The sequence below is a fragment of the Kamptonema formosum PCC 6407 genome (genome assembly GCF_000332155.1).
GTDB lineage: Bacteria > Cyanobacteriota > Cyanobacteriia > Cyanobacteriales > Microcoleaceae > Kamptonema > Kamptonema formosum.
The window spans coordinates 463,107-480,756 of the sequence record NZ_KB235903.1; the positions used below are offsets into that span (position 1 = coordinate 463,107).

Sequence of the window (17,650 nt, forward strand, 5' to 3'; positions counted from 1 at the left end):
ATGGATTGATGATGGAAGATCCGATCGCGCATCTTCCATCATTCAATCTATCTATCCTCTCCGGGCTGAAAAACACTCTTTATCGAACTGCTATTAGCCGCCAATCGCCACAAAATTAACATCCGAAAAAGCAGTATCCTCTCCAACTTCGCGCCATTTAGCCATTTCTGCATCCGTCTCGGCACGTTTCCGATCCCAAAGACCATAGGCATCTGCACCCAACATTAAACGTAATGGTGGATCGCTGCTTTCTACAACCTGAATCATCACTAATGCCGCTTTGTGAGGGTCGCCAAGTTGTTTGCCGTTGCTGCCATAGAGATACTGACGAATGGGCTCAATGACTGGCTGGTAATCGGGAATCGTGGTTTCTGGACGAATATTAGAGTCGCCAGCGAACTCTGTGCGAAAGGCCCCTGGCTCAACGATCGTGACGCGAATACCTAATGGCTTTATCTCATCATACAGCGCCTCTGAATAACCCTCAAGAGCGAATTTGGACGCACCATAAAGCGCAAATCCACCGACGTTGACGCGACCGCCGATACTGGAAATGTTGAGGATATGGCCGCTTTTTTGACTTCGCATCATAGGCAATACAGCCCGAATCATTTCTGCACAAGCGATAAAATTGACTTCCATTTGTTCGCGGAGTTGTGCAAGAGAAAACTCTTCGGCTGCACCGAGACTACCACGCCCTGCGTTATTGACTAAGACATCAATACGCCCGAAGCTTTCGATCGCAGTTTGAACTACTGCTTGGCGATCGCTCTCGTTTGTAACATCCATATGTACAGCTATTGCTGTGTCTGGATATTTTTCCACCAAATCAGAGATACTTTCAGTTTTTCTGGCTGTTAGAATGGCGCGATCGCCACGACTGAGAACCGCTTCTGCGATCGCGCGACCAAAGCCGCTACTGGTACCGGTAATAATGTAAACCTTGCTCACTTTCGTCTCCTCCATTGAGAGTTTGCTTCAGAGGGGATGCTCTAACAGGCTATCTGAGAAATTTGAAGTTTGTCGAGTTGGGAATTACCCGGATGAGGAGATTTTAGACTAAGGGGAGGCGATCGAGCGGGGATTGGGGTGGTTAGCGATCGAACAGAAAGAGATGGTGGTGCGATCGCGCTTGTGGGAAAGTTGGGTGAGATCGCCGGCTTCATCTATAAGAATTATTATGTTAAAAATTGACAAATTTGTTAAAATAAGAAAACGTCTATTTAAAGCTGCGAGTTAAGCTATGATTGACTGTCTCAATGTGGCTTGCTACTTCATTATTAGAGCTTATGAGGATGGTATAGAAGCTGAAATGACAAATATGAAGGTTCAAAAGCTTTTATATTATGCTCAGAGCTTACATTTGGCACTGTACAATGAACCATTGTTTGCTGAAGAAATCCAAGCATGGCGCTATGGGCCTGTTTGTCCTCCTGCTTATAGATTCTACAGTGATTTCGAGGCGAGACAATTGCCAATTCCTAGAAAAGAATCATTGTCGGATTTTCCGTCTGAGAAGAAAGAACTTTTAGAAGAAATTTGGGAATACTTCGGTGGCTACCATGCTTATCGACTAAGTGATATGACTCACGGTGAATTTCCTTGGAAGAGAGCTCGTAAAGGTCTACCACCTCAAGCAAGTTCGACGGAGCCAATTCTTCTTAATGATATGAAGGCATTAGGTTATCAAAAGCTCGATCTGATAGAGCGCGATCACCCTGCATACCAAGTAGCAATGTCTGAAATTGTTAAAAAAGCGTTTGCTTCGGAATCCTTACATCGTATTGGTAAAGGAGAAGTGCATGACTGGCTTAACTCCCTTCTCCATTGAAGCATCCGATAATTTTAATCGTTCTTTCAAAAAACTTGCCAAGGTTCATAGAGATAGTTTTGTTGCACTGATTACAAAAACTTTGGAAGATTTGATTGACGATCAATATCCTAACAATTCTCGTAATGAACCTTTACCGGGAAAAATTCAACTACCAGAAGGATGGACATTTCATAAGTTGGAACTCTTGGTTTCAAAAGGCGCTTCGGGGCAAATTAGACTGATGTATTTGGTAAACGCAACTAATTGTATAATCAGACTGGTTTGGATTTACAGCCATGAACAGTTTGTTAAACGCCCTGCTGATGACGATCTAAAAAGTGCGATCAGAGAGATTTTAGATTTTTAAGGGTATGTTCTAGTTGTCACGGTTGGCGATCGCGTCCTCAAACAGAAATAGGAGTGGCGCGATCGCAGTTGCGGGAAAGTTGGGTGATGAAGGTTTTGGGGAGTCGCCCAATTTTTCAGGCGGTGATGAGGGATAAGGTGGATATTTTCCTTATGACGGGATGCCTTTTCTATTTGGATTTGTAAACCATTTTTTGATTTCTCCCAAAAAAAGCCATACGTCATCATCGGATGGTTTCAAGTAATCTGGTGAGTCTGGATCTTCTCCCATTTTCTCAAAGATGTTAATTAGCCACTTTGGTGTATGTCCAGTTACACCAAGAAAAGAAAGCCATGATTCTAATTCGCCTTTGCGTACAGCAAACAGACCGTACTCATCAAGTTTATCAAACAAATTATTTACTGCTTCTTTGTCACTATCGGAAAGGATATCGACACCTCCGTTTTGTTTCATATCCTTACCTGTTGCATCAATTTTTTGTTTAACACAACTTCGCAATGCAGCGAGTGATTGATGCTCAAGTTCTGGCATAAAACCACCTTTGAGAAAGTTTGTCCACGGTTGACCACCTTCTTTCAAAATGTCTACATCAACAATGCCAACTGCCGGAATTCCCAGTTCCCTCAACGGCTTAATGATAACGTGGACGGTTTGTTTATTTTGGGCGTTTAGAAATAAGCAGTTAGGTATTCCTAATTCTGGCTTGTAACGAAGTAATCGTTCATTAATTTCTTGGTAAAAAGCACGATCTGCATCAGATTCAGTTACAATTACAAACTCGTAAAATAATCCTCCAAGCACACCCGTTGAACGTAATAAAGGATTTCGCATTAAGTGAAGTATGTCCGTATTAGACAAAATCCTGGCTGTAGCGACTTCACTACGATACGTTAGCCTAACAATATTGACTGGTGCGCCTGAATGTATACATCCCATTACAAAGTCAGGACTATGAGTTGATACAAAAAGTCTTTTCTCTGACCCTAAGCTGGAAGAAGCAATCTCTTTTCCTAGTTTAAAGGATAAGGAAGGATGTAAGAATGCTTCGGGTTCATCAATTAGAACAATTGCAGGATCTCCCGCAATAATTTCTGTGATAATTCCAGTAAAGGCTTTTACTCCATCACTAGCCTGCTCAACTAGAAATGCTTCTGCTTGGAATCTTACTGCTTCATCATGAATTCCGCGCTCCTCCATATCTGTTGTAGGTGGACGTAAGGCAAGGCGAAGCCTAAGCTGTCCAAGAGAAGTGGGATCTATTACAAAATATGTACCAAAAGCATCGTGAATAACTCGTCTAACCTCTTTTCTCTTAGCATTATCGCAGAATAATACTTGGAAGCTAGTTTGAGGTTGGTGTTGAAGATCTCCAGCGTTTTGCTGTCCTATCAAATTGATTCGACTTCTACCATCTAAAATTAGTGTATTAGATGCGAGATACCACCTGCAAAAAAGTTGAGTTTGGCTATTTGTATTCTGCAATGCGTCTAGAAGAGCCTGCCTGGGGACTTGATTACGTTGGCCCTTTTTTCCAACAATTATGTGATCGTCGAGTAAATGTCCGTCACTAAGATTTGGCTCAAGAGTAACCTTTTTAATCTTCTCTTCAGCTATCTCAGTTGTAAATGTATCAAATTCAATGCTGTCTAGTATTACGTCCGTTGTATTCCGCTGTCCTGTAGAGCAATAGTAATTAATTTCAGCTAAAGCTTTACTTTTCCCAGAATTATTCGGACCTACAAATACAGTTACAGGTGTTGTAGCTATTTTTTCTGGAGCCGAACCGGAAACTCGACCAAATTTTAATTTGATAGTTTTTATCATGTTTTATAAAGTATGCAGAAAAATTATTTCCTTTATTATACTCCATATTTAGCTTTCATTTCCTCAATGCTAATCCCCTTTCCCTCTTTCAAACTTTGACGAGCTTGAGCAATCTCCACTTCAAAACGCGGCTCGCGCAACATCAATTCCTCCCACCAATCTTCTGCATCCTCAAACCCAATTAGAATTCCTACAGGTTGCCCATCACGGGTAATAATTACACTTTCCTTCTCGGCTATTTGCAAATAACCTGAAAGGTCATTTTTGACTTCATCCATAGAGACTTGCTTCATTCCTCTCTCCTGCCGAACTCGGCTAACCACATCATCGCCTCCGATTTCTCCCGAATTCGCAGGACTTCTACATTACCCTCTCCATCCTCAGTGTAGCTAACATCATAAAATACTCTTAGGTCATCAATCCGCAATCGATATTGAGGTCTTTGCATCTCTCGAAGACGCTTGATCCGACTCTTACTCGTCTTTTCTGGTTCGTATCTTAGGAATGTCTCGATCGCATCCAAGGCTTTAGCGCGATCGCTTGCTTTGAGGGCAACAATGTCTGCTTCAGCTTCAGGCGAAAAAATAATCTCGTATCTCACAATGACTCATTGATTCAATGGAATATGATTTTACACACTTTCAAATTTATCAATTGAGCCGAGCCTAATGCTGATTAACTTAATATCTATTGTTTACTCGCATTTGGCTAAACACACTCATTTTTACTAACCTACCGCATATTTTCTGTCTTGTCAATACTTCCTCAAAAAATTAGGATTTTGTAGTATCTATAGATTTGCGGTATAATCTCAATTTATTGCCCTAACTACCGCACATTAGCCCTTCGATCGCCATCGCCTTAATTAAGAAAAGCGATCGCTCCCCATCATAAATAGAATTTTATATCCAAATTTGGTATAATAAAAAACCTACCCCTTAACCTCATCCCATTATCGATTACTTCAACTTCAGAAAATATGTTCAATATTCCTCAACTGCTAGCACAAGAACTTTCCATCAATCCAGATCAAATTAATAGCGCTCTCGAACTTTTCGCCGAAGGAGCCACAATTCCCTTTATTGCTCGCTACCGCAAAGAACGGACGGGTTCTCTGGATGAAATTCAGTTGCGAGATATCTCCGAACGATTTACCTATCTTACCGAAATTGAAGACCGCAAAAAAACAATTTTAGATGCGATCGCATCTCAAGGTAAACTGACTGACGAATTAAAAGCTAAAATCGAAGCTTGCCTACAAAAAAACTTACTTGAAGACCTCTATCTTCCCTACAAAACTAAGCGGCGCACGCGAGCAACTATTGCTAGAGAAAAAGGATTAGAACCCCTAGCAGAATTTATCAAATCTCTTAACTTACCCCAGCCACAACCAGTATCCCTAGAAGCAGAAGCCACCAAATATATCTCCGAAGAGAAGGGTGTCAAAACCGCAGAAGAAGCTCTCAAAGGTGCTGCTGATATTTTAGCAGAAGAAGTCTCAGAAAAAGCAGAATTGCGGGCATATTTACGAGACTATTTGATGAAATCGGGTTCCTTTGTTTCGCGCATCAAAGATGAACATCCCGAAGGAAGCACTAAATTTGAAATGTACCGCAATTATCAAGTTGCTGTTAAAAACATTCAACCTCATAATATGCTAGCTTTATTCCGGGGTGAAACGGAAGGGATTTTAGACTTGGATCTTGCCTTCGATGAGTCTACTGTACTCTCCTATCTCGAATCTCAGGAAATTAAAACTAAGGTGAAAGCAGTCAGAGAATTTTATCAAGCGATGCTCAAAGATGCCTTCAATCGGTTGATGAAAACATCTCTAACTACGGAGGTACGTAGTAATAGGAAAGCTGACGCAGATTTGGAGTCAATTAAGACATTTGAAACCAATCTTCGGGAGTTATTACTATCGGCTCCCGCTGGGATGAAACCGACATTAGCTGTAGATCCGGGATTTCGGACTGGGTGTAAGGTTTCTGTACTATCAGAAACGGGTAAATTTTTAGAATATCAGACAATTTTCCCCCATCAAGCAGTTGCACAGCGTCAACAATCTGCTAATACTATTAAGCGGATGATTGAGACTTACAAAATTGAGTTAATCGCGATTGGTAATGGCACAGCTTCTCGCGAGACAGATGAGTTTATTGCTGAAGTTTTGGCAACCTTAGAAAGAAAGCCAATTAAAGTGATGGTGAATGAATCTGGTGCATCGATTTATTCAGCAAGTGATGTAGCGATCGCAGAATTTCCCGATCTCGATCTTACAGTCAGAGGAGCTATTAGTATTGGCCGCCGCTTGCAAGATCCGCTGGCGGAACTTGTTAAAATTGACCCCAAATCCATCGGTGTAGGACAATATCAGCATGATGTCGATCAAAAACTGCTCAAAAAGAAACTCGACGACACCGTAGAAAGCTGCGTTAATTATGTCGGTGTAGACTTAAATACAGCATCCAAAGAATTGCTGACCTTTGTATCGGGAATGACACCAACTGTTGCTAAAAATATAGTTAATTACCGCAATGAAAAGGGAGCCTTTAAAAATCGCCGTCAACTTCTGAAAGTACCGAAATTGGGGCCAAAAGCTTTTGAACAAGCTGCTGGTTTCCTACGCATTCGCGGTGGCGAAAATCCACTGGATAATACAGCAGTGCATCCAGAAAGTTACTTTGTCGTGGAAGCGATCGCTAAAGATTTGAGCGTGCCGTTAGCACAGATAACACAACTATCTGAAAAAGTCAAGTCTATTAACATAAAAAAATACGTCACCGAAACCATCGGCGAACCCACCCTCCGCGATATCATTAAGGAACTGGAAAAACCGGGAAGAGACCCGCGAGATGAGTTCAAATATGCCACTTTTAAAGAGGGAATTAAAGAAATTTCCGATTTGAATGTGGGCATGGAATTAGAAGGTATTGTTACCAATGTTGCTAACTTTGGTGCATTTGTTGATATCGGCGTGCATCAGGATGGTTTAGTGCATATTTCTCAACTCGCTGACAGATTTGTGGAAGACCCAAAACTGATTGTTAAGGTGGGACAAGTGGTAAAAGTGCGCGTGCTAGAAGTTAATGAGAAATTGAAGCGCATTAGTTTATCAATGAAGTTACAAGAGCAACAAAATAGCGATAGAAAAGCTACCAGCAAGCCTCAGCAATCACCTACTCTTAATGATTTGAAAGCTAAGTTTAATAGGAGGTAATACTAAATCAGGTTTGATATCTCCTTTATTATTCGGCGATTGAAATCGCTACTACACAAACGAAGTCCGCCTACGCGGACTAAAGAATAAAGAGAGTATTTAAGCCTGATTTGGTATAATACTAAATCAGGGTTAGTCATCCCCTTGATTAGTAATTTAGGATTTACGTATTACTTACGTAACACCGCCATCCTGGCGGTCAAATCACCGCCAAGATGGCGGCGTTACATATTTTTGTGTAAGTCCTGTAATTATCCATCTTATCCATCGTCATTGTTCGCTGTGCGAAGCAATCGCAGAGACTAGGCGATTGCTTCGCACGGCGAACAATGACAAAATTGTGTTAGTATGGCTAAGTCCTGAACAATTAACAATTAACAGTTAACAATTAACAATTAACAACTGGAGCTCGAAAAATTCCTGCCAGATTAGCAACTCCTGCTATTAACCGATCGGGCTCAATGGGTTTAGATAAGTGCATCTGGAAACCCGCTTGCAGTGCTCGTCGGCGCTCTTCAACTCTGGCGTAGGCAGTCAGTGCGATCGCAGGCATATTTCCTCCCCGCAGCGCTTCCATTTCTCTCACCCGCGCGATCAACTGATAGCCATCTGCTTCCGGCATTCCAATATCGCTTAACAGCAAGTCCGGCCAATAGTTCTCCAGTGCTGCTAGGGCCCCCGCCACCGATGCCGCCGATCGCACCTGAGCTCCGTGCTCCTCCAACACAGCAATCAAAAACTCGCGGCTGTCATCGTCATCATCCACCACCAGCAATTGCAAATTCGCCAGACTGGGGATAGCGATCGCATCTCCCACGCCTTGGAGTTGAGGCATTTCCTCCACTGCACCTCGATCGATCTGGCAAGTTGCGATCGGCAGAGAAACCGTAAATTTCGCCCCGATACCGCTGCTGTTGTTTTCAGCACCAACTGTACCGCCGTGCAGTTCCACCAAATGGCGGACGATCGCCAGTCCCAATCCCAAACCCCCGTAAGACCTAGTTGTAGTGCTATCAGCTTGGCGGAAGCGATCGAAAACATAAGGGAGAAACTCAGCAGAAATACCAATTCCCGTATCTATAATCTGAATTTCCGCATAGTCGCCAACTAATTCTAATCGCACCTCTACTTTGCCACCTTCGGGAGTAAACTTAATCGCATTTGATAGTAAATTCCAAACCACTTGCTGCAAGCGATCGCTATCGCCTATAACTTGACCAATATCCGAAATACAGACAAATTCTATTGCAATTGATTTCGTCTCAGCCAACGGCCGCAGAGCATCAATTGCCACCTCAATCACATACCCTAACGGAATCGGATGTAAATTTAAATTTAGCTTGCCCCGCAGAATCCGCGAAACATCTAGAATATCTTCGATCAGTTGCGCTTGAGATTTAGCATTGCGCTCAATTGTTTCTAGAGCTTTATCAATCGTTGCCTGGTCAAATTTTTTAGCCCGAAGTAACTTAGACCAGCCAAGAATTGCATTTAAAGGAGTGCGAAGTTCGTGAGAGAGAATAGCCAGAAACTCATCCTTCATCCGATTCGCTCTCTCAGCTTCGTGCCGCGCCACCTGCTCGCCGATTAACCTGCCTCGCTCTTCCTCTGCTTGCTTGCGGTCTGTGATATCGATAATTGTACCAACATGACCGATCGGTTTGCCCAAATCCGAAAACATGGGCGACGACTGCACATGAACCCAGCGCATACTTCCGTTGGCACTTAATCGAAACTCTTCGGAATATTCTTGACCTGTTTCCATCCATGCCAACCAATCTGCTACCACGCGATCGCGATCTTCGGGATGAACCGATCGCTGCCAAACATCTATCAAACCTTCCTCTAAATTTAACCCACAAATCCCTTTACAGCGCGGGTTAATATAAGTACAGCGACCTTCTACATCAGCGAGATAAATTCCCAGCGGCGAACAAGCACTCAACGTCCGAAACCGCTCTTCACTTTTACTCAGTTCAGTATTAACAGCAGCTAGCTCTGCGGCTTGGCGCTTAACCTCAACTGTTTTTTGAAATAATTCAACAAATACCGCCACTTTTGATGTCAATATTTCCGCTTCAATCGGTTTAAAAAGATAATCCACCGCACCCAAAGAATAACCTTTGAAAACCTGAGAGTCATTACTGGTAAATGCAGTGATAAAAATAATGGGAGTTAAGCGCGATCGATCTCTAGAGCGAATCAATGTTGCCGTCTCAAATCCATCCATTGCCGGCATCTGCACGTCGAGCAGAATTACCGCAAAATCCTCATTAAGCAGACATCTTAGAGCTTCCGCACCTGAATTTGCTTTTACTAAATTGTAAGAGGTACTGTTGAGAATAGCTTCCAGAGCCAGCAAGTTTTCTTCATGATCGTCAACTAAGAGTACATTTACTTTATCTTCATGCTGGATATTCATAGTTTTTTAATCTTTAATTGTTAGTAAATTGACCAAACAGGGAGCGATTTTTGATAGAGGTAAAATCCAGTCTACTTCAAAAGTTGCGATCGCCGCTGCTGGCATTACTCGGCATTCAGCCGAATCTGGTTCCTGTACAAATGTCAATCCTCCTTCAGCTTTAATTTTTGCCAGTCCTTGACTTCCATCGCAGCTTGCTCCTGTTAAAATTATGCCAATTGTTTTCTCACCAAAAGTATCAGCAGCAGACTCAAATAGGGCATCAATTGAAGGCCGCGCGTAAGAGATCGGAGCCTCAGTTGATAGTGCGAATGTAGGAGAGCCACGATTTTGAATTTTAGATAGTGGATTGTGAATAGCTTCTCTTGGATCGTTCGCGAATGTTATCAAATAGTTTTCCTGCAAGCTAAATTCACCGCCATCGGGGGATTCAATTAGCAAGTGATAATCAGCAGGAGCCAAATAAACTATTCCCGGTAAGATTGTCTCTTTGTCTTCCGCTTCTCTCACTCGGAGAGAGCTTTGCCGCTGTAAATAATCCAGCAGCATATTGTTAGAATTTTTGTGGCGGTGTTGCACGATAACTATCGGCAAGGGAAAGGTTGCTGGCAAATCAGCTAGCAGCACAGACAGAGCATTTAGCCCTCCCAAAGAAGTGCCAACCACAACTATTTCAAAATCGCTCTTATTTAACTCTCCGGTAAAGTTTTTCACTGCTTTCTATCGTCTCATAGTGTTTGTGGTAAGGGGTAAAATTGAGAGTCTCCTGATGTCCTAGTCCCAAAACTCCAAACATTCCCAGACTCTCATACAATAGCTTATGTACCCGTTGTTGGAGGGATGGATTGAAATAAATCAACACATTGCGGCAGAAAATCGCATTAAATTCATTAAAAGAACTATCCGTTGCGAGGTTATGGTGAGAAAAGATAATATTTTCTTTGAGCGAAGCCCGAAAAATTGCATTGTCATAGGCAGCAGTGTAATACTCTGAAAATGATTTTTTTCCACCCGCTTGCTGGTAAAGCTGAGTATATTCTTGCATTTGTTTCAGCGGAAATATTCCCGCCTTTGCTTTTTTTAACACTACTTCATTCATATCCGTAGCGTAAATTCTACAGCGATCGTAAAGTCCTTCTTCCTGTAGCAAGATTGCCATAGAATAGACTTCTTCCCCGGTTGAACATCCCGCGTGCCAGATGCGAATAAAAGGATAGGTACGTAGCAACGGCACAACTTTATTCCTGAAAGTAATGTAAAAGCTAGGATCGCGGAACATCGCCGTTACATTCACAGAAAGACCGAGGAGCAAGCGGTCTAGATATGCCGGATTGTGAAGTACCTTTTCCTGAAGTCCAGAGACGCTATTGAGGCTTTCCGAGCGAATAGTATTCCAAATTCGACGCTTGAGAGAAGCAAAAGCATAATTGCGAAAATCAAATCCGTAATAGCGAAACATTCCCTCTAGTAGGAGCTGAATTTCGATTGTTTCAAGTTCATGGCCGTTGTTCATTGGAAATTGTTAGTTGTTGGTTGTTAGTTGTTAGTTGTTGGTTGTTAGTTGTTGGTTGTTGGTTATTGTTTATCCTTGGCACGTTGTTTTTTTGCAGCACCTTCTAAGTAATTCAGGGAGAAATTTAGTTTGTCTGCTGATTTTTAATTTTTTAGCGAGTCGATCGCTTGCGATTATTCAACTTTGTTTCTTTCCACCGCTACCTCATAACAACAATTCACAACTAACCACTAACAACTAACCATTATCGATAAAGCCAAACGCGCAACAGTGATATTAACTGTTCGGTATCGACAGGTTTAGTAATGTAGTCAGACGCACCAGCGTCGATACACTTTTCGCGATCGCCTTTCATAGCTTTAGCCGTCAAAGCAATCATTGGTAGCGAACTAAATTGAGGTATATTGCGAATTGCTTGCATGGTCTCGTAACCATCCATCTCTGGCATCATCACATCCATCAGCACAATATCGATCTCAGGTGAGTTTTGCAAGACAGTAATCCCATCTCTACCATTTTCTGCATACATAACTTGCATTTGATGGCGTTCTAGCATACTCGTGAGAGCAAAAATATTTCGCACGTCATCATCTACAATCAAGACTTTTTTGCCAATGAGAGTAGAATCAGTTTGATAGAGTTGCTCTAGCATTTGACGCTTTGGTTCCGGCAAATTTGCCTGGACTCGGTGCAGGAAGAGAGCCGTTTCATCTAACAGGCGCTCTGGCGATCGCACATCTTTAATAATGATAGTTTCCGCCATCCGCTTGAGTTGAATTTCTTCTGCTCTGCTCAACTCTTTTCCGGTGTAAATAATAATCGGCAAACTTTTCAAATTTGCATCTTGCTTAATCAGCTCAATGAGCTCAAACCCACTCATATCTGGTAGTCCTAGATCCATAACGATACAGTCAAAATGTCCAGAATTCAAAATTGTTAGCGCCTCTGCACCAGTCCCCACTGCCGTTGTATAAACGTCGTGATTCCCGATTAAATCGATGATGCTGAAACGCTGCGTTTCGTCGTCTTCGACAACTAGCAAACTTTTCACTTGCCGCTCTACAAAACCCTTAATATCAGTCAAAGCTTTACTCAGCGCTTCGCTGCTGACAGGTTTTTGGAGGTACGCGATCGCACCTAACTGTAAACCGCGTTGTCGCCCTTCCTCAACGGATACAATGTGAACGGGAATATGGCGCGTATTCGGATCGTGCTTCAAACGATCGAGCACCGTCCAACCATCCATCACAGGTAAATTTAGATCCAGCATAATCGCCGTGGGCTTGAACTCTCGCGCCATCACCAAACCGATATCGCTCCGCAAAGCCACTAAACCTTTAAAACCATGTTCCCGCGCCATATCCAAAAGAATGCGGGCAAAATTTACATCATCTTCGATAATCAAAAGCACGCGATCGCCATCCTCAATATTTTCGCGATCGTCTGAGATGGAAGGCGACGGGTAAGGTGCCGGTAATTGGAAATTGGGGGAAGTAGCTGCGGAAGAAATAACAGGCAATACTGAATAATTAGCAGAGGGCAATTGGGCGGTTTGCCTGTCATTTGTTCCCAATGTCCTGTTATTCATCATCCGCGATTCTTGGTAAGTTTGGGGCATATAAAGCGTGAACGTACTTCCTTCACCAGGGCGACTCGTCAATTGAATTTCTCCACCTAATAGATTAGCGATCTCTCTGCTAATGGACAAACCCAAACCCGTGCCGCCATATTTACGGCTAGTGCTGCCATCAGCTTGCTGGAAAGCCTCAAAAATAACTCTGTGTTTTTCAGGAGAAATACCAATGCCGGTATCGCTAACTGAGAAAGCCAAAACAGTAGCCGAATTAGTTAAAGTTTCTATCTCTAAACTCCAGCCTTCCCGCGCCACTTCCACGCTCAATTTTACTTCACCCCGCTCTGTAAACTTAAACGCATTTGAGAGCAGATTCTTCAAAACTTGTTGCAGGCGTTTTGCATCAGTATAAAGACCTTTTGGCACTGCCCCGCTCAACTCTATTAGAAAACTCAACTTCTTATCCTGTGCAACTTGGCGGAACGTGCGATCTAAATGATCTCGCAAGTCAGTAAATAGCACTTGCTCGATTTCCACTGACATCGTGCCCGATTCAATCTTAGCAAGATCCAAAATGTCATTAATCAGCCCTAGCAAATCGGTTCCTGCGGAGTAAATTGTGCGCGTGTAATCAACTTGCTTGAGAGTCAAATTGCCATCAGTATTTTCAGAAAGTAATCTGGCGAGAATCAGCAGCGAATTTAGCGGAGTACGCAACTCATGAGACATATTTGCCAGAAATTCTGACTTGTATTTGGAAGTCAGAGCCAACTGTTCGGCTTTTTCTTCTAGCGACCTCCTCGCCTGTTCAATTTCTCGGTTTTTCCGCTCAACTTCCTGATTTTGCAGCGCTAGCAATTCTGCTTTTTCTTCTAGTTCCTCATTCGTCTGCTGCAACTCTTCCTGCTGGCTCTTCAACAGTTCTTCAGATGCTCTTAGCGACTGCGCTTGCTGTTCTAGCCGCTTGTTAGTTTCTGTGAGTTCCTTTTGCTGAGCTTGTAACTCTTCTGCTAAAGATTGCGACTGTTTCAGCAACTCTTCTGTCCGCATACTTGCCGCAATTGTATTTAAAACAATGGCGATACTTTCTGTGAGTTGATCGAGGAATGTTAAGTGAATTTCGCTGAAGCGGCGGAACGAAGCTAGCTCAATTACTGCTGTCACCTGTCCTTCAAATAGTACGGGTAAAACCACGACATTCAGCGGCGTAGATTCTCCCAATCCCGAACTAATTTTAACGTAATTATCCGGGACTTCTGTTAACAGTATTCGCTCTTTTTCCAGGGCGCATTGCCCTACCAAACCTTCGCCTAAATTGAATTTATTTCCTAAGTTTTTACGTTCGCGGTAGGCGTAGGTACTTAACAGTTTCAGAAAGGGATCGTGCTCCACAGAGTCCATCATAAAGAAAACGCCATGCTGAGCAGAAACCAGAGGTGTTAATTCCGAGAGAATTAGTTTAGAAACAGTTTCTAAATCCCGCTGACCTTGTAGCATTCGAGTGAATTTAGCGAGATTTGTTTTCAGCCAATCTTGCTCAGTATTTTTCTGCGTTGTCTCCCGCAGATTCGCAATCATTTGGTTAATGTTGTCTTTAACAATGGCAACTTCTCCTTCAGCGGCGACGGAAATTGACCTGGTTAAATCGCCTTTTGTTACCGCAATTGCCACTTCTGCGATCGCGCGCACCTGAGTAGTCAAATTCGCCGCCAATTCATTCACGTTATCCGTCAAATCTCGCCACGTCCCCGCCGCACCCGGAACCTTCGCCTGGCCGCCTAATTTCCCTTCAATTCCCACTTCCCGCGCCACTGTCGTAACTTGATCGGCAAATGTCGCCAGCGTATCGATCATCTCGTTAATCGTATCTGCCAGAGTCGCAATTTCTCCCTTCGCTTCCAGCATTAATTTGCGCTTCAAATCGCCATTTGCTACCGCTGTCACGACTTTAGCAATTCCCCGTACTTGTGCTGTCAAATTGCCCGCCATCGAGTTAACATTATCCGTTAAATCTTTCCAAGTTCCCGCAACTCCTTTCACCTCAGCTTGACCGCCCAATTTACCCTCAGTTCCTACCTCCCGCGCCACCCGCGTTACCTCAGAAGCGAAGGAATTAAGCTGATCCACCATCACGTTAATAGTATCTTTCAACTCCAGAATTTCGCCTTTGACATCGACGGTAATTTTCTTAGATAAATCCCCATTTGCCACCGCTTTTGTCACTTCCGCAATATTCCGCACCTGCGCCGTCAAATTCCCCGCCATCAAGTTAACATTATCGGTTAAATCTTTCCAAGTTCCCCCTACACCCCGCACGTAAGCTTGCACGCCTAATTTACCTTCCGTTCCCACTTCTCTTGCAACTCTAGTTACTTCTGATGCGAAGGAACTTAACTGATCCACCATGATGTTAATAGTGTTTTTCAGTTCCAGAATTTCGCCTTTAACATCTACAGTGATTTTCTTAGATAAGTCACCATTTGCCACCGCAGTTGTCACTTCCGCAATGTTCCGCACCTGCGCTGTTAAATTCCCCGCCATCGAGTTAACTGAATCCGTTAAATCTTTCCAGGTTCCAGCAACTCCTCGCACTTCAGCTTGTACCCCTAATTTCCCTTCAGTTCCTACCTCCCTCGCCACCCGCGTTACCTCAGAAGCGAAGGAATTTAACTGGTCAACCATCGTGTTAACGGTGTTCTTTAGTTCCAGAATTTCACCTTTAACATCTACAGTAATTTTCTTAGATAAATCGCCATTTGCTACCGCCGTCGTCACAGCCGCAATATTTCGCACTTGCGCCGTCAAACTGCCTGCCATAAAGTTAACGCTATCCGTTAAATCCTTCCAGGTTCCTGCTACGCCTCGGACATCCGCTTGCCCGCCCAGCTTACCTTCGGAACCTACTTCTCTCGCCACCCGCGTTACCTCAGATGCGAAGGAATTAAGTTGATCCACCATCACGTTAATGGTGTTTTTCAGTTCTAAGATTTCGCCTTTAACCTGTACTGTAATCTTCTTAGATAAGTCACCATTTGCCACAGCGGTTGTCACATCAGCAATGTTACGAACTTGTGCTGTTAAATTCCCCGCCATTGAGTTAACTGAATCCGTTAAATCTTTCCAAGTTCCCGCGACTCCCTGCACTTCAGCTTGTACGCCTAATTTCCCTTCCGTTCCCACTTCCCGCGCCACCCGTGTTACCTCAGATGCGAAGGAATTTAACTGGTCAACCATCGTGTTAACGGTGTTTTTTAGTTCCAGAATTTCCCCTTTAACATCTACGGTAATTTTCTTAGATAAATCGCCTTTTGCCACCGCCGTTGTCACTTCCGCAATGTTCCGCACTTGCGCTGTTAAACTACCTGCCATAAAGTTAACGCTATCCGTTAAATCCTTCCACGTTCCTGCTACTCCCTTAACTTCTGCTTGACCGCCAAGTTTACCTTCAGAACCCACTTCTCTCGCCACCCGCGTTACTTCCGAAGCGAAGGAATTTAACTGATCCACCATGATGTTAATAGTGTTTTTCAGTTCCAAAATTTCACCTTTAACATCTACAGTAATTTTCTTAGATAAATCGCCATTTGCTACCGCAGTTGTCACATCAGCAATGTTCCGCACTTGTGCTGTTAAATTCCCTGCCATTGAGTTAACTGAATCTGTTAAATCCTTCCAAGTTCCTGCCACTCCTCTAACTTCAGCTTGTACTCCTAATTTCCCTTCAGTTCCTACTTCCCTCGCCACCCGCGTTACCTCCGATGCAAAGGAACTCAACTGATCCACCATGATGTTAATAGTGTTTTTCAGTTCCAGAATTTCCCCTTTAACATCTACAGTAATTTTCTTAGATAAATCGCCATTGGCCACTGCGGTTGTCACTTCCGCAATGTTCCGCACTTGTGCTGTTAAATTCCCCGCCATTGAGTTAACTGAATCTGTTAAATCTTTCCAAGTTCCTGCCACTCCTCGCACTTCAGCTTGTACCCCTAATTTCCCTTCAGTTCCTACTTCCCTCGCCACCCGCGTTACTTCCGATGCAAAGGAACTCAACTGATCCACCATTGTGTTAACAATTTGGGCAGTTTGAAGAAATTCTCCTTTTAGGGGTCTATCTTCTATTTCTAAAGCTATAGTTTGCGATAAATCTCCTTTAGCTACCGCCCGAATTACTCTAGCAGTTTCCGAGGTCGGCTGGACTAAATCTGTAATTAGGGTATTGACAGAATTGACACTAGCTGACCATGAACCTTCAGCATTGCCGATGGTTGCCCGCTGTGCGATTTTGCCTTCTTTACCAACAACCGTGCCAATCCGGTCGAGTTCGGCTGCCATTCTTTCATTAAGCTCGATAACATCATTAAGTGTGTCAGCAATTTTCCCTGCAAGACCGGTCTGGTCTATAGGCATCCGAACTGAAAAGTCCCCTTTTTTGACAGCGACTAAGGTTCTAAGTAGCTGTTTTGCATAAAGATTATCGGAATTGACCTTGGTTATCTGTGCAGTTGACATAAATGTTACCTTTTGCGAGTTGGAAGGGGTTTCCTGATGTTGAAAGTTGATAGTTTGCAGTAGGGGCGAGGGTAGGTCTTCCCCTAGCTCTAATGAGTTTTTGGGAATGATATTATTGCTATTATCTGACTAAGGTACTAGCTGGTTGCTTCTGTCAAAAGGTGGATGACAATTCCGATCCCTGGTATTATCAAATTCAGTTTGTTCTGCCCTTCCCCGATTCTCCCTATCCTGCGATCGCCCCTACCTCTCCCCTCGCCTTCCAGTTTATAAAAAGTGGACTATTGCAATTACCCTCTTGAGCATTGAAGTTTGGGTCTGTAATAATCAGAGACACAACAGGCAAGTCAACAAACCTTGTTAAACCATATTGGACTGTCGGAAGCGCGGAGTGCGCCTGTCGCTTCCG

At 43.3% G+C, this 17,650-nt stretch carries 12 protein-coding genes; 3 read left to right on the top strand and 9 right to left on the bottom strand.

Annotated elements, in window-relative coordinates; all coding sequences use genetic code 11:
- Positions 1–93: 93 nt before the first annotated feature.
- Together OSCIL6407_RS0107150 and OSCIL6407_RS35265 are read right to left on the bottom strand one after the other, a co-directional pair.
- Positions 94–951, bottom strand: coding sequence for an oxidoreductase (locus OSCIL6407_RS0107150; RefSeq protein ID WP_007353510.1), 858 nt, complete (start codon positions 949–951; stop codon positions 94–96).
- Between the two features lie 108 nt (positions 952–1,059).
- Entirely contained in the window at positions 1,060–1,197 is a 138-nt protein-coding gene (locus tag OSCIL6407_RS35265; protein WP_007353511.1) for a hypothetical protein, read from the bottom strand.
- Between the two features lie 46 nt (positions 1,198–1,243).
- Between OSCIL6407_RS35265 and OSCIL6407_RS0107155 the strand changes: the two genes are divergently transcribed.
- Together OSCIL6407_RS0107155 and OSCIL6407_RS0107160 are read left to right on the top strand one after the other, a co-directional pair.
- On the top strand, positions 1,244–1,831 hold the full coding sequence (locus tag OSCIL6407_RS0107155) for a Panacea domain-containing protein (protein WP_007353513.1): 588 nt from the start codon (positions 1,244–1,246) through the stop codon (positions 1,829–1,831).
- Positions 1,803–2,180 carry a hypothetical protein gene (locus OSCIL6407_RS0107160; RefSeq protein WP_007353514.1) on the top strand — a complete coding sequence of 126 codons (378 nt, stop codon included), beginning with the start codon at positions 1,803–1,805 and terminating at the stop codon, positions 2,178–2,180. Before OSCIL6407_RS0107155 ends, OSCIL6407_RS0107160 begins: the two co-directional genes overlap by 29 nt.
- A 150-nt stretch (positions 2,181–2,330) precedes the next feature.
- Here the strand turns inward: OSCIL6407_RS0107160 and OSCIL6407_RS0107165 are convergent, their stop codons facing one another.
- Genes OSCIL6407_RS0107165 through OSCIL6407_RS0107175 form a run of 3 tightly spaced genes read right to left on the bottom strand, consistent with a single transcriptional unit; the run spans position 2,331 to position 4,605 of the window.
- Positions 2,331–4,004 carry an ATP-dependent nuclease gene (locus OSCIL6407_RS0107165; protein ID WP_007353515.1) on the bottom strand — a complete coding sequence of 558 codons (1,674 nt, stop codon included), beginning with the start codon at positions 4,002–4,004 and terminating at the stop codon, positions 2,331–2,333.
- Between the two features lie 35 nt (positions 4,005–4,039).
- On the bottom strand, positions 4,040–4,297 hold the full coding sequence (locus OSCIL6407_RS0107170; RefSeq protein WP_007353516.1) for a type II toxin-antitoxin system Phd/YefM family antitoxin: 258 nt from the start codon (positions 4,295–4,297) through the stop codon (positions 4,040–4,042).
- The gene (locus OSCIL6407_RS0107175; protein ID WP_007353517.1) at positions 4,294–4,605 is read right to left on the bottom strand and encodes a type II toxin-antitoxin system RelE family toxin; all 312 of its coding nucleotides are present in this window, start codon (positions 4,603–4,605) and stop codon (positions 4,294–4,296) included. Before OSCIL6407_RS0107175 ends, OSCIL6407_RS0107170 begins: the two co-directional genes overlap by 4 nt.
- A gap of 378 nt (positions 4,606–4,983) precedes the next feature.
- On the opposite strand from OSCIL6407_RS0107175, the gene OSCIL6407_RS0107180 reads away from it, so the two are divergent.
- Entirely contained in the window at positions 4,984–7,224 is a 2,241-nt protein-coding gene (locus tag OSCIL6407_RS0107180) for a Tex family protein (RefSeq protein WP_007353518.1), read from the top strand.
- A gap of 388 nt (positions 7,225–7,612) precedes the next feature.
- On the opposite strand, the gene OSCIL6407_RS0107185 is transcribed toward OSCIL6407_RS0107180, so the two are convergent.
- From OSCIL6407_RS0107185 to OSCIL6407_RS0107200, 4 genes are all read right to left on the bottom strand, one after another.
- Positions 7,613–9,646 (bottom strand): hybrid sensor histidine kinase/response regulator, encoded by a 2,034-nt coding sequence (locus OSCIL6407_RS0107185; protein ID WP_007353520.1) that lies wholly within the window; start codon positions 9,644–9,646, stop codon positions 7,613–7,615.
- Between the two features lie 6 nt (positions 9,647–9,652).
- A complete protein-coding gene (locus tag OSCIL6407_RS0107190) occupies positions 9,653–10,360 on the bottom strand; it encodes a chemotaxis protein CheB (RefSeq protein WP_007353521.1) in 708 nt (235 codons plus the stop codon).
- On the bottom strand, positions 10,332–11,159 hold the full coding sequence (locus tag OSCIL6407_RS0107195) for a CheR family methyltransferase (RefSeq protein WP_007353522.1): 828 nt from the start codon (positions 11,157–11,159) through the stop codon (positions 10,332–10,334). Before OSCIL6407_RS0107195 ends, OSCIL6407_RS0107190 begins: the two co-directional genes overlap by 29 nt.
- Positions 11,160–11,403: 244 nt before the next feature.
- A complete protein-coding gene (locus tag OSCIL6407_RS0107200) occupies positions 11,404–17,241 on the bottom strand; it encodes a HAMP domain-containing protein (protein ID WP_007353523.1) in 5,838 nt (1,945 codons plus the stop codon).
- Positions 17,242–17,650: the final 409 nt, after the last annotated feature.